Origin of the sequence: [Bacillus] caldolyticus (assembly GCF_003595605.1) — a bacterium.
GTDB lineage: Bacteria > Bacillota > Bacilli > Bacillales > Anoxybacillaceae > Geobacillus > Geobacillus thermoleovorans.
Genome location: NZ_CP025074.1, coordinates 171,365 through 183,916, shown reverse-complemented (window position 1 = coordinate 183,916; position 12,552 = coordinate 171,365). Strand labels below are relative to the sequence as shown.

General features: G+C 48.7%; 11 protein-coding genes and 1 pseudogene. 3 read left to right on the top strand and 9 right to left on the bottom strand.

From position 1 onward, the window contains the following. Nucleotides 1–252: 252 nt before the first annotated feature. Both CWI35_RS00965 and CWI35_RS00960 read right to left on the bottom strand, forming a co-directional pair. Nucleotides 253–2,079, bottom strand: coding sequence for a diguanylate cyclase (locus CWI35_RS00965; protein WP_119877398.1), 1,827 nt, complete (start codon nucleotides 2,077–2,079; stop codon nucleotides 253–255). Between the two features lie 213 nt (nucleotides 2,080–2,292). Further along, entirely contained in the window at nucleotides 2,293–2,889 is a 597-nt protein-coding gene (locus CWI35_RS00960) for a DUF5317 domain-containing protein (RefSeq protein WP_015374932.1), read from the bottom strand. Between the two features lie 408 nt (nucleotides 2,890–3,297). On the opposite strand from CWI35_RS00960, the gene CWI35_RS00950 reads away from it, so the two are divergent. Both CWI35_RS00950 and CWI35_RS00945 read left to right on the top strand, forming a co-directional pair. Beyond that, nucleotides 3,298–3,579: an AbrB/MazE/SpoVT family DNA-binding domain-containing protein gene (locus tag CWI35_RS00950; protein WP_014195946.1), complete on the top strand. Its 282-nt coding sequence runs from the start codon at nucleotides 3,298–3,300 to the stop codon at nucleotides 3,577–3,579. A 20-nt stretch (nucleotides 3,580–3,599) separates the two neighbouring features. Beyond that, nucleotides 3,600–4,022, top strand: a complete 423-nt coding sequence (locus tag CWI35_RS00945) for a type II toxin-antitoxin system death-on-curing family toxin (RefSeq protein WP_014195947.1) — start codon at nucleotides 3,600–3,602, stop codon at nucleotides 4,020–4,022. A 489-nt stretch (nucleotides 4,023–4,511) separates the two neighbouring features. Here the strand turns inward: CWI35_RS00945 and CWI35_RS00940 are convergent, their stop codons facing one another. The 3 genes and pseudogenes from CWI35_RS00940 to CWI35_RS00930 all read right to left on the bottom strand — a co-directional run bounded on the left by CWI35_RS00940 (nucleotide 4,512) and on the right by CWI35_RS00930 (nucleotide 6,890). Further along, nucleotides 4,512–4,658 carry a FeoB-associated Cys-rich membrane protein gene (locus CWI35_RS00940; protein ID WP_075261408.1) on the bottom strand — a complete coding sequence of 49 codons (147 nt, stop codon included), beginning with the start codon at nucleotides 4,656–4,658 and terminating at the stop codon, nucleotides 4,512–4,514. A gap of 14 nt (nucleotides 4,659–4,672) precedes the next feature. Further along, nucleotides 4,673–6,666, bottom strand: a pseudogene (gene feoB / locus CWI35_RS00935) (ferrous iron transport protein B). 2 nt (nucleotides 6,667–6,668) lie between these two features. Beyond that, on the bottom strand, nucleotides 6,669–6,890 hold the full coding sequence (locus CWI35_RS00930) for a FeoA family protein (RefSeq protein ID WP_020279326.1): 222 nt from the start codon (nucleotides 6,888–6,890) through the stop codon (nucleotides 6,669–6,671). Between the two features lie 226 nt (nucleotides 6,891–7,116). On the opposite strand from CWI35_RS00930, the gene CWI35_RS00925 reads away from it, so the two are divergent. Beyond that, nucleotides 7,117–8,073 (top strand): bile acid:sodium symporter family protein, encoded by a 957-nt coding sequence (locus CWI35_RS00925; protein ID WP_025038914.1) that lies wholly within the window; start codon nucleotides 7,117–7,119, stop codon nucleotides 8,071–8,073. Between the two features lie 160 nt (nucleotides 8,074–8,233). On the opposite strand, the gene CWI35_RS00920 is transcribed toward CWI35_RS00925, so the two are convergent. The 4 genes from CWI35_RS00920 to CWI35_RS00905 form a co-directional block, all read right to left on the bottom strand. Beyond that, entirely contained in the window at nucleotides 8,234–9,160 is a 927-nt protein-coding gene (locus CWI35_RS00920) for an endonuclease I family protein (RefSeq protein ID WP_015374940.1), read from the bottom strand. Nucleotides 9,161–9,223: 63 nt separating this feature from the next. Next, a complete protein-coding gene (locus CWI35_RS00915) occupies nucleotides 9,224–10,729 on the bottom strand; it encodes a Na+/H+ antiporter NhaC family protein (RefSeq protein ID WP_119877396.1) in 1,506 nt (501 codons plus the stop codon). Between the two features lie 132 nt (nucleotides 10,730–10,861). After that, on the bottom strand, nucleotides 10,862–11,710 hold the full coding sequence (locus CWI35_RS00910; protein WP_119877395.1) for a metallophosphoesterase: 849 nt from the start codon (nucleotides 11,708–11,710) through the stop codon (nucleotides 10,862–10,864). 60 nt (nucleotides 11,711–11,770) lie between these two features. Next, nucleotides 11,771–12,346, bottom strand: a complete 576-nt coding sequence (locus CWI35_RS00905; protein ID WP_020279320.1) for a YkoP family protein — start codon at nucleotides 12,344–12,346, stop codon at nucleotides 11,771–11,773. Between the last annotated feature and the right edge of the window lie 206 nt (nucleotides 12,347–12,552).

Below are 12,552 nucleotides of genomic sequence, written 5' to 3'. Positions count from 1 at the left end.
TTAAGCGTTTTTTTCTAGGATCCGTATCGCGAAATCCTTGATATAACAGCATTTTGGCCATTTTCATTTGCCTAAAATGGCCTCAAAACTGTCGAACTCGGGGCTTACAACTCTATCATAAGCCAAAACAGAGAAAAAATCAATCAAAATCATTCATTTTAGATCAATAACATTCAATAAAAAAACAAAACAACCAAAAACAATCAAAATAAAAATAAAAAACACTTGCCATCGGCAAGTGCCTTCTTTCGCTTAATTCAGTTGCTGCATCTCGGCAAGCGGCAAATAGTGCTCTCGCACAAACGCGATAAACTTCGCCGCATAGACCGGATCAAACTGCGTTCCTGCGCAACGTTCGATTTCTTCAAGCGCCTCTTCAAACGTTTTCGTCGGCTGGTACGGCCGCTCGGTTGTCATAGCGTCAAACGAGTCGATAATACACAAAATGCGGGCCAGTTTCGGGATTTCTTCCCCTTTCAGCCCGTACGGATACCCTTTCCCATCATATCGTTCGTGGTGCAGCTCGACAAGCGGAAGCAAATCATCAAACCGCTTCTCCGCCGCCACAATCTCGCGCCCCCACGTTACGTGCTTTTTGATGATTTCCCATTCATGCTTCTCCAACTTTCCGCGCTTATTTAAAATATCGCGGGGCACTTCGATTTTGCCAATGTCATGGATGAGCGCTCCTAAAATGAGCGTCTGCCGTTCATGGTCGGTCAACTCATCAAGACGGCTGCCAAACTCCAACGCATATTTAAACACCCGTTTGCTATGGCGGTATGTATAGACATCTTTGGAAAGAAAAAATTTCACTTGCTGCTCGAGCGCTTCCAAATCTTGCTTAAACTTAATCTCATCCAAGCACATATTGTGCTTATCATACAGCTGCACGTTGTTTTTCCCTTGCGCCTTCGCGTAATACAGCGCCTGATCGGCCCGATGGATCAATTCCTCGCTTTCGTACATATCTTTTTCCATCTCGGCGATGCCGCACGAAAACGACAGGCAACGATACGGAATATGCTCGACGCCTTCAAAATATGTATCGTTCACTTCTTTGCGCAACCGATTTAAAAACGCGTACGCGTCTTCTTTCGTCGTGTTGGGCATTAAAATGGCAAACTCTTCTCCGCCATAGCGAGCGACCGTAAAGTTCGTCCCTCCCACCGCTTTTTGCAGCAGTTTCCCGAAAAAAGTCAACAAACGGTCGCCTTGCAAATGGCCATTCCGGTCATTGTATTTTTTAAAATCGTCCAGATCAAGGAACGCCAATGTCAACGGCTGTTTAAGCAGTTTGCAGTCGGAAAACTGCTCCTTGAGCGCTTCCTTGAAAAAACCATGGTTGTAAAGACCGGTGAGGTGGTCTTTGTTGGCGCGGTTGGAAACTAACTCGTATAAAACTATAAATTTCCTAAATACTACTGATAGAATGATTACTAAAACAGTAAATAGAAATAGCCCAAAATACCGTTCTTTATCTAATAAAATAGCTAAAACAAGAGACAGTATTAAAGTAACACAGTAACTAACCATTGCTTCAAACAAGACACCAAAATTAAAAGCACCTTTATATACACGCTCTAAAAAAACAAAAAACATAAATATTAAACTAATATTGATAAGAAAGTACACCAACAAACTAACCATATAAGGAAACAAATAGTCAGTTTTAATTTCTCCAATCTGCCCGCCAAAATACAAAAAGGAATAAAATGCCCCTGCAATCATTAAAGAGTACATTGAAAGATTGAATAAGTGTTTCCACCATGCCATTTTTCTTTTATATAAAAACTCTACTAAAATGCTAATCAGTAGAACCTTCAACGCAAGAGAAATGCCGTATAAAAACATAACTGCTAGGTAAATAGCCGAATCCATCGAAAAAGAGTTGTCCTTAGGAGGAAGATGGACAGAAAAATAGCTCAATAAAAGAACAGCAGCAACTAAAAAATAAACAAAAACCCAATCTTTAAGAGATGGAATAGAAAATCCATCTCCTACAACAAAAGTTATCAAACTAATAAAAAAAATAAGAAATAAATATACTTTTCCTTGCCATTTTAATATTGGAGTCATCTTGATAACCACTCTCATTATCCAAAAATTCAGCCCATAGATCTGAGATGTGTTTAACTTAACGGTTGGAGAATTGTAGAGCACACAAACAAATTTCAGCTTCCAATTCTAAACCCCGACGTCAACGCTACAATCACCGAACCGAGGATGAACAAATTGATCAATACTTGTTTTACTTTGAATTTCATGTCCTTTTCCCCCTTAAAAATTAGTTTATTGATTCGCAGGAGCGGCCGTTGTTTCTTTCTCAGCATCGTCTGCCCCATGGCGCGGTGCGCTGAGCATCAGATGCTGGATGAACAAGAACGCCCCTACGTTCATCACAACGTCGCCGATGCTGATGACTTGTTGGCGCGGGTACGGCGGAGACAGCGGAATGATGTCGCCGAGAAACGGCAGAAGTGTATCCGATGTGATCGCCTGGTGCTTGCCGTACAGACCGGCTTTTAACGCTTCGATATATTCGCGGCCGAGAAATTGGGCGGCTTCGATCGATACCGGCATCCGTCCGCCGTTTACGGCCATGACGATAAAGTTAAGCAAGACGCCGGCGAAGATGACCGGAAACCCCGGCTGATGGCGGTTGAGCCACAGAAATGCGAGTCCTGTGATATAGACGAGAAGAAAAATAACGTTGCTCATTTTGGCGATCCACTCGATGCGTTCTTGAAGGAAAAAGACGATAAACTGCACCGCCAACAAGAGCGGAAACAACCAACCGCCGCGCAATTTCATGTTGGCCAACCCTTTCAGGCTTCCGCCGCGAAACCAGCCGATCAACAACGACAAAATGATTCCATCGTAAACCATAATGCTGTCCCCTTGATAAACAGAATTTTCTCTTTTTTCTAAACTGCTATCCTCGCTTCTATTTTTACCGTTTTTTTCATTCCATGTAAATAGTCCGTTCGTCCTAACTACAAACAAATTTTGATGAATATCGTTTCCTTCTTTTCGTTTTCGTCATTCTTTGAAACAAGAAACGACAAAAACAGCGTCATGTATATCCATTGAATAGTGAAAAAGAACCTACCCTCAATGGAATGATCCCCCGACTGCAAATGCGGCATGCGTTTTTCTCATTGAAAGACAAAAAGCCCTTTTTTATTATTCCGTATTGCTTTTTGGAAGATTATTGTTATAATTGTTTATACAGTAATAATTTTATGGATAAAAACGTCCTTTTTGCCCATTATATGGAAAGGAGATGAAAAAGAAATGGACGCGGAAATGTTGGGAAGCAAGAATGACAAAACGTATACACGTCGGATTAGCCAAGTCGGGAATAGTTTGTCCGTTAGCATCCCGAAAGATTTAGCCACGATGCTAAACCTAAATAAAGGCGATGAAATCGAAATATATTACGACAAGGAACGAGGGGAAATCGTGATGAAACGCGCAAACCGAATTCCAAAAGAAGTCCGTCCTGAAGTCGTGATGGCGATGAACCGCGCGATCTCCAAATATGACGAAGCGCTGCGCAACTTGAAATATAGATAAAGGAGCAACCGGAGGAAAACATGGTTTATTATTTGACAGCGGAAGAAATCATATTTATCCATTACACGGTCATGGAAATGTACGACGACGCAGAACAAGCGGGGATCCAATTCCCCGATAAATTCGCGTGGATGTTGGAAAGACCGAAAACGAAATTGTTCGGGGAGGAACAGTTCCCTTCGATTATTGAAAAGGCTTGCTGCTATTACCATTCCATCGCGACAGGTCATATTTTCCACAACGGCAATAAGCGGACGGCTTTAACCGTATTCGTCACGTTCCTTGATTTGAATGGATATGAGTTCACTATGACCAATAAAGAAGCGGAAGATTTCACGGTGTACCTTGTCGAGGATGCCAAGTTCCGGGGAAATGATTGCATCCAGCATCTTGCCCACGAATTAGAGAGTTACATCCGTCCCATCCAAAAACGAAAAGAATGAGGAAAAGAGTGAGGAAAAGAGCGGGCCAAAGCCGGGTCAAGTTCAATTATTGCGTAAAATTCCATCGCCAACCCAGTAAACTTGGATGACAGGACAACAACATCGTTTTTTGCTGCTTTGTTTTTACACAACTGTGCGAACCTTGATCCAAAGCCGCCTTTTCGCTATCCTCAATTTTTAGGTATTGTCAAAAGTTTATCCTCCACACTCACGGTCTTCCCTTGAGTTTCAACGGTTGAACGAAAAAAGCTTTCTACCCCCGGTGTTTCGGCCATCATTGAGGCAACAACACCCAACAGCCAAAACAAAGGGCGGCCTGATCTTTTGTCCTCCAGATCCCGTTGAAACGGATGGTCCGTTGAAGCAGCTTACCCATTGTATCCCCGCTTATTTTTTGGCTATCCTACAACATGGAAGCGAAAGTCTTTCGTCGGAAAATGAGAAAAACGGATTCCGATCATCGTCAGGAATCCGTTCGTCTTGAACGGGTTACCTCTCCGTCCCGCAGCTGCCTCGGCAATGGTCAGCCGCATGGCATGACGCGCACGCCCCTTTGGCGCTTTTTTTCACGTGGCGAACCAGCGTCCAGCCGGCGTAGGCAAAAATCGCTCCGCCAATGATGATATTCGCCATCATCATATTCTCTCCTTTCATGGAAAACCTACTATCTTTCCAGCTTGGTAGACAAGAAGTGAAATCATATAAGCAACCGTTAAGGCGATGCCAATCGACAACAGCGTCCATTTCCGCGACCCGGTTTCTTTGCGAATCGCCGCCACCGTCGCTAGACACGGCGTATAAAGCAGGACGAACACCATAAAGCTGAACGCCGACAGCGGCGTGAAATGTGAAGCGATCACCTGCTTCAGCCCGTTCGTCTCATGAACGTGGTAAATAATATTCATCGTGGACACGACAACTTCTTTCGCCAAAAAGCCGGTGATCAAAGCCGCGCCCGCCTGCCAGGCGCCAAAGCCAAGCGGGGCGAGCAACGGAGCGATGAGGCCGCCGATGGCGGCGAGAAAACTGTCATCCATGGCAACGCCGACCCCATGCGGCCCGATATACGTCAACAGCCAAATGGCGACCGAACCGCCAAAAATAAACGTGCCGGCTTTGCGAACGAACCCTTTTCCTTTCTCCCATGTGCTCCGCCATAACGTGAGCGCCTGCGGCACGCGGTATGGCGGCAGTTCAATGACAAACAGCGAACTTTCGTTTTTCAAGAGCGTCGATGAGAACAACTTGGCGAGCCCCAAAGCCACTACAATGCCAAGCACGTAAAGTGAAAACACGACAAGCGCCTGCTCGCGGACGAAAAACGTGCCGGCAAACAAGGCGTACACCGGCAAGCGGGCGGAACACGACATAAACGGCAGCGCCAAGATCGTCAACAGCCGTTCTTTCGGCTGCTCGATGGTGCGCGCCGCCATCACCCCGGGAACGTTGCAGCCAAAGCCGATGATCATCGGGATAAACGCCTTGCCGTTTAACCCGATCGCTTCCATCATCCGGTCCATCACCATCGCCACGCGCGCCATGTACCCGGAGTCTTCGAGAAGCGAGATGAAAAAAACAAAATGAAAATTTGCGGAACAAACACCAGAACCCCGCCGACCCCAGCGACAATCCCGTCCAAAACGAGTGCCTTGATAAACGGCGACGCCCCCGCCCAGTCGAGAAGACGGGACAGCCAATCAGTGAGCGGCCCTGAGAAGAAAGCGTCAAGCTGATCGGCAAGCGGCGTCCCAAGCCAGTTAAACGTGAGCATAAACACGAGATACATCAGCGCCAAAAAAATCGGCAGCCCGACATAACGGTTTGTCACAACCACATCGATTTTTTCCGTCCATGTCAACGGTTTGTTCTCAAGCGCGATCGCCGCAACAGCGATCGCCTCACCGATCCAGCGGTCACGCGTCTCATAAATCTGTTCGGCGACCGAAGATCCGAGCTTCTGTTCCGCCTCTGCGCGGGCTTCCAGAAGCGGAGAAAGATCCAACCGCCCGCGCAAATAGGCGGCGATGCGCTCATTCCCCTCCAAAAACTGCAACGCCACCCATCGTTTGTTTCCAGGCACATCGTCCGGCAGCTGCTCGGCAATGCGACAGATCGCGCGTTCCACCTCAACGCCGTAATCAATAAAAATGCGGGAATGGTGTCCGTCTTTTGCCGACAAAATGGTGCGGGATAACTCCTTTGTCCCCTTTCCCGTCCGGGCGATGACCGGAACAACTGGGACGCCGAGATGGCGCGACAGCTTGGCGGCATCGATTTTGACGCCGCGTTTTTCAGCGACATCCACCATATTCAAAGCGATGATGAGCGGGCGGCCAAATTCCAATAGCTGAACCGTCAAATGCAAGTTGCGCTTGAGTTGCGACGCATCAACGATATTGACGATTGCCGAGCATGGCTCGGTCAATAAGAAATCAGTCGCCACTCCTTCATCACGGGACAGCGGCTGGAGCGAGTAAATGCCGGGCAAATCGACGACCGGCACACCGTGTTGGCGGAGCACTCCTACTTTCTTCTCAACCGTTACCCCGCTCCAGTTGCCAACATATTCATAAGAGCCGGTTAAACAATTAAACAATGACGTTTTTCCAGTGTTCGGATTGCCAAACAGCGCTACGTACGACATATTTATTTCACCTCAATGGATGACGCCTCTTTGCGCCGTAAGCCGATGGCCTGCCCATCAACTTCGATCATCACCGGTCCGCCAAACGGCATCGCAGCTTTCAACCGCACCATTTTTCCTTCTTTGACCCCTAGATGAAGGAGGCGCTGTTTCAGTGCCTCCTGCTCGACGGCCAAATGGACGACGACCGCTGCTTCTCCTTTATGCAAATCGGTCAGCACCATGATCATTTCCCCCTGTTTTTCTATCCGCTCTCCTGTGGTTCAATAATGATTCTTCTTCTCAATTTCAATCATACCATAAGCTAAGAAAAAAGGAGTGACATTTTTCACAATCATTCCTCATTGTCACCATTTCTTCAAAATTCGCCACCTCATCAGTTGAATTTTTCTGAAAAGTATATATAATTTTTTGTATATCTTTCCCATCTTTGCTCAAGGAGGAAGCTCAATGAACACACTAGGAAAAATCAGCAACTTTGTCGGCAACACCTTTGCCATCTGGGTGCTTCTGTTTGGAGCGCTCGCCTTTTTCGCTCCCGGCGCGTTTACGTGGATCGCCCCGTATATTGTGCCGCTTTTAGGCATCGTGATGTTTGGCATGGGATTGACGCTTTCAGCAGATGATTTCAAAGAAGTATTCAAACGTCCGCTTGATGTGTTGATCGGCGTCGTTGCCCAATTTCTGATCATGCCGCTTATCGCGTTTTTGCTCGCTTACTTTCTGCCGGTTTCGCGCGAAGTGGCGCTCGGCATTATTTTAGTCGGCTGCTGTCCGGGCGGAACGGCGTCCAACGTCATGACGTATTTGGCGAAAGGAGATACGGCTCTGTCGGTCGCCGTCACGTCTGTTTCGACGATTTTAGCGCCGATTTTGACGCCTTCGCTCATCTTGCTTTTAGCGGGAAAATGGCTGTCCGTATCGGCCGCAGCTTTGTTTTGGTCGATCGTCAAAGTCGTCCTGATTCCGATCCTTTTAGGACTCATCGCCCAGGCTCTGTTCCAAAAGCAAGTCAAAGCGTGCATCCCGGCGCTGCCGCTCGTTTCGGTCATCGCCATCGTGGCCATTGTCGCCGCCGTCGTCGGACAAAACCAAGCGGCCATTGCCAAAAGCGGACTGCTTATTTTTCTTATTGTCGTTGTTCATAACGGATTGGGCTTGCTGCTTGGGTATTGGTTTGCCAAACTGTTTCGCCTGTCACCGCCAAAACAAAAGGCGATTTCCATCGAAGTTGGCATGCAAAACTCCGGGCTTGGTGCGGCCTTAGCGACCGCCCATTTTTCGCCGCTCGCCGCTGTTCCGAGCGCCATTTTCAGCGTCTGGCACAATATTTCCGGTCCGATGGTCGCAACATACTTCCGCAAACAAGCAGATCGCCAGGCGGATGAACAAACGATTTCCGCTTAACCCCTCTCACGCTTTGCCTAGCAACAAAAAAGCTGTCTTCCGAAATGAATGATCGTTTTTCGGAGACAGCTTTTCTGCCTATTATCACGCTGTTTTTCCGCTCTCGGACGATTAGGCGCTCTTTGGAAACAAAAAGCGGACATCCGCCCTCAATCTCATTTCACAGCGCCCCCTCAAACGGAAACACCATCCTTCCCGCTAGTTCCGGGAAATCAATGAACGGATTGCGGTTGCCTTGGATGAAGAAAATCGCGCTGTTGCGATGATGCTCATACACCGTTGGCGGAAATTGTTCGTGCCAACGGACAAGGAGCGGAATATCGATTTTGCGCCGGAATGATTTCGCGATCGCCTTCGGGTAGCGAAGCAGAAAGTAAAGCATCGCCCTTGCCGCCGTCCCTTTGCCGTATTCCGGCTCGAAATAGCCGTTATGGACGACGCCGCAGCGGTTTTGGATTTGCTCGTCGGGATCTTCCGGATTGTAAAACGGGAAATCCGCGTACGGAAAATTCGACCGCATCGTATTGCACTCCGGCTGGCAAACGAATAAATGATGCAAATCGCCTTTCATCGGTTCGCGGGCGCCAAACCACGACTGCGGGACAACATGTTCCGCATTGAATTTCCATTGCTGCTCGATCGTGTTCACCCGCTCGTGCACATCGCCCCATCCATTTTTCGTCCTTCTCAACAGTTGACGAAACTCTTCATAACGCCGCTTCATCGTTTCCACATCTTGAACGATCAGTGTTCGTGGATCTTTCCGCTCGCCGGAATACAAGCTGCGCACCGTTCCGTCCGGGTGCAAGTCGACCCATGTGTACAAATACTCATCCTTGCTGAAAAAATACGGCAGCCGCCGCTTATGGGTGTGCGCCGCCAGTTCATGATAGCGGACAAACAACATCAATCCGTCCCCTTCAAGCGGCAGATGGCGGTAATACCGTTCGCGCGCCCTCTCATCTTCTGCGGCCCGATAATACGCATCCTCCACCGCGAGCCGCTCATTCAGCTGCTCGAGCCGTTCTTTCGGATCTTCCTCCCGCCATTGGCCGAGCTCCTCAAGCCGCCGTTCCGCCTCTCCCATCAGCGTTCCCCTTTCTTTTTTCTTTTAGTGTATCACGGAAGGCGAAAGAGGGCGATAACGGCGTTAATGCAAAAGAAACGATGTCGCGCCGAACAAAACGGCGGCGATGCCGGCGGCGATCAACGACGGAATCAGCTTCGTTCGCGCGTATTCCATCACCGGCAAATCCAAAATGGTGCAAAGCGTCACCGTATTGTCGCTAAGCGGCGACGCAAACGCCCCGAACGTCCCGCTCGCAAACACCGCGCCGATGACCGGCAAAATGTTCGTTCCCGACTGGCTCGCTAGCGTCACACCAAGCGGCATCAACATCCCCCACGTCCCCCACGACGAGCCGATGAAATAGGAAATGACAGCGCCAAGCAAAAACAAAATCGGGGCGACGAAAAACGGCGGAATCCATTCTTTGACATGGCCCGTAATGTATTGCGAAAACCCTAAATCCTCCGCCACAGCCGACAGCGCCCAAATGAGCGCCAGCATTAAAATGACGGAAATCAGCTCATTGCCGCCTTTGACAAAATGCGTCAACAAATCGTTCAATTTAAATCGCTGCCAAAGGAAGAAAGCAACTGTAATGATGACGGTAAACAACAGCGCCTCCAACATCGCGCCGAGCGCATCGCTTTGCAAAAACGCCTGCCAAAACGTTCTTGCCCCCCGGCGGCCGTCCCACCAGCTTAAAAACAACGTCAAGACAAGCACGATCGAAAGCGGAACGATCAAATTCCACGGCTTGACCGGCGTTTCTTTTTGGTAGGCGCGCGGGCACGTCTGCATCGCGTCTCCTTCTTCCCCTTGCGCTTCATTGGGTTCATGGTCAGCCGGCCGCTGTTCTTCCGCCATTTCGAGCGCCAACCGCTCGTTCCAGCTCCGAATCGGCGCCTCTTTCCGCTTTTCGCTTACTGCTGCTTGTTTTTGGCGCGAATAGACAAAAAAACTGTAGTAGAGCCCGACGGCAATAATGGCATACGAGAAAAAGTTAAACGGAATGCTTCGGACGTACACGATGTACGGCTCCGCGCCGATGCCGGCCGTATCAAGCGCCTTATCGATGACCGACACCATATAGCCGACAAACGCGGTGGCAATTGGGATGAGCGCGACAACCGGGTTGGATGTCACCTCAATGGCAAAGCCGATTTGCTGGGACGACAGCCCGATCCGTTTGCGCAGCGCCTTCATGATCGGCGCGACGGTGACGATGCGAAAATCGGGGTCGCTGAATGTCACCATCGTCGATATCCACGTCAAGAACATGGCGGTTTTCGCCGACTTCACTTTTTTGCTGACGAGATGGACGAACCCTTTGATTCCGCCGGTGTATTTGATCATGCTGACAAGACCAGCGAACACATACAAGAACATGATAATGCGGATGTTGTTCGTCTGCATTAAGTTGTCAACAACGTAATGAAGCATCGTCCGCAGCCCGCCAAGCAAGGACGGGGTCATCAAATAACTGCCAACCAACAGCCCGACAAACAGCCCCGGGATGACTTGCTTCGTCCAAATCGAAATCGGGATGACGACGAAAAATGGCAAGAGAGCTTTCCACGACGGTTCCATTGGCCATTCACTCCTTTCTTTAAAAAGTATGGCGATGGTTTCCTCTGTCTATGCAATCCGCTGCGAAAAAAGTGCAAGAGGACATACATGAATGAAACCGCTTTCCTGCTCCAAAAATAAAAAAGCTGCCTATTAGACAGCTTTCACTGCTTCTTTTTGGGACGAGAGCGCCAACAAGTGGAGCGTCACTTCCGGCTTCGAGCCGATTCGGATGTTCACTCCCGTTTGCCCAAGCCCTTCGTTGATATAAAACGGTTTTCCTTCCCATTCATGATAACCTTTGATCATGTTCCGCTCGGTGAGCGTTTTGCTCATTTTCGCCAAATGGTACGGCTTTGGCCAATGAATTTGCCCGCCGTGGAAATGGCCGGACAACAAGTAGTCAAAATGATAGTCTTTCATATGCGGCACGATGTCCGGATCGTGCGTCAACACGAGGTTGATGCCGTCTTTCACGCCGGCGTATGCCTTTTTGATGTCGCTGCGCCCCGTGTAAAAGTCATCGATGCCGATGATATTGACGGTTTGACCGTTGACGGTGATCGTTTTCGTCTCGTTTTGCAAGACGACGCAGCCGTGCGCCTCAAGCGTCGCTTTCAAGCGCGCAAACGGTTCGCCTTGAAGCACGTAATCGTGGTTGCCAAACACCGCATACATGCCGTACGTCGGTTTCAATGCATTCAGCGCGCCCAAATACGGACTGAGCTTGGCGATGCTTTCCTCACGGTCCAAAAAGTCGCCCGTCAACGCGATCAAATCGATCGCTTCCTCTTTCAGCTTTTCGTATAAATCGTCCGGGGTGATCGACAGTTTTTCAAGATGCAAATCCGATAGCTGCAAAATCCGAAGGGCTCCGTCTCCATCCTCTGAACGGCCGACTTGGACTTTATGCAAAACCGCTTCATACGTGTTGCGGTGGGCTTTGCGAATGGCCAAAGCAAGCAATAACAAGATTGCAAGAAAAACAAAAAAGAATGTCATCGTCTTCTCTCCTCCCTCGATACCCATTATAGTGAAACGGAGGAGAGAAGAAAGAGGGAGTTAGTGGATGAGATGGCAGCCGTACAACGAAAACAATTTTTCCTTTGACATCACCAAATATTTCGGCGGGCGGACAAGCGGCATGAGACGGTGTTGGGCCACTGTCATCATCGGCCAATGGGATGCCATTTTAAACCAACGATAAAATGAATTGCCAATGTCAATGGCATCAAATCCGAGTCTCTCACAACCTTTATTTAACATCGTCACGCCGATGATCCCTTTTATGCGGGAGGACTGTTTGTGATGGTAAAGATGATGGGCAACATACGGCAAACCGGCTTTCACTTGTTCGAAAATATAACGTCCTTTTTGAATATCGCTTCGATACTGCATCAGTTCGCGAAGCAGACGAACATTATGAAGGTGAATTTTCAACAGCCAGTCATTGGCCGCAATCGTCGTTCCGTCCGAAAGGTGAATGGTTTCACCCTTGTATCGAAGCAAACGGACGCGGAAAATGGAACGACAGCCGTTCTCTTTCCCACCAACATATTCGAGGCGGGAACATGCATAATAGAGCGGATCCATCAGTCCCCATACAGACAACAGCCACTGCGTCGCTTTGCTTCTCATTGGCGGCATCCTTCCCTGCTCGTTCTATCCATTTACATTATGGAATCGATCGAGCGCCATTATAAATGGAGAAAAAAGGAGAAAAAATCGCTGCATAACCAGTCGGGAGACGCGCGTACTGAGGTCCAGTTCCATTTCACCCCCTGCCCCAGGCTGTATCCCACCCGAACACAAGCGGAGCTGATCAACCAAACGATCGGGTTTTT

Excerpts from the sequence above, each read along its gene's own strand:
- CWI35_RS00920 (WP_015374940.1), bottom strand. The coding sequence starts at position 9,160 with ATGGGAGAGGCGGAACGGCGGCTTGAGGAGCTCGGCCAATGGCGGGAG.
- CWI35_RS00950 (WP_014195946.1), top strand. The coding sequence starts at position 3,298 with ATGGACGCGGAAATGTTGGGAAGCAAGAATGACAAAACGTATACACGT.
- CWI35_RS00940 (WP_075261408.1), bottom strand. The coding sequence starts at position 4,658 with ATGATGGCGAATATCATCATTGGCGGAGCGATTTTTGCCTACGCCGGC.
- CWI35_RS00925 (WP_025038914.1), top strand. The coding sequence starts at position 7,117 with ATGAACACACTAGGAAAAATCAGCAACTTTGTCGGCAACACCTTTGCC.
- CWI35_RS00965 (WP_119877398.1), bottom strand. The coding sequence starts at position 2,079 with ATGACTCCAATATTAAAATGGCAAGGAAAAGTATATTTATTTCTTATT.
- CWI35_RS00945 (WP_014195947.1), top strand. The coding sequence starts at position 3,600 with ATGGTTTATTATTTGACAGCGGAAGAAATCATATTTATCCATTACACG.
- CWI35_RS00910 (WP_119877395.1), bottom strand. The coding sequence starts at position 11,710 with ATGACATTCTTTTTTGTTTTTCTTGCAATCTTGTTATTGCTTGCTTTG.
- CWI35_RS00915 (WP_119877396.1), bottom strand. The coding sequence starts at position 10,729 with ATGGAACCGTCGTGGAAAGCTCTCTTGCCATTTTTCGTCGTCATCCCG.
- CWI35_RS00930 (WP_020279326.1), bottom strand. The coding sequence starts at position 6,890 with ATGGTGCTGACCGATTTGCATAAAGGAGAAGCAGCGGTCGTCGTCCAT.
- CWI35_RS00905 (WP_020279320.1), bottom strand. The coding sequence starts at position 12,346 with ATGAGAAGCAAAGCGACGCAGTGGCTGTTGTCTGTATGGGGACTGATG.
- CWI35_RS00960 (WP_015374932.1), bottom strand. The coding sequence starts at position 2,889 with ATGGTTTACGATGGAATCATTTTGTCGTTGTTGATCGGCTGGTTTCGC.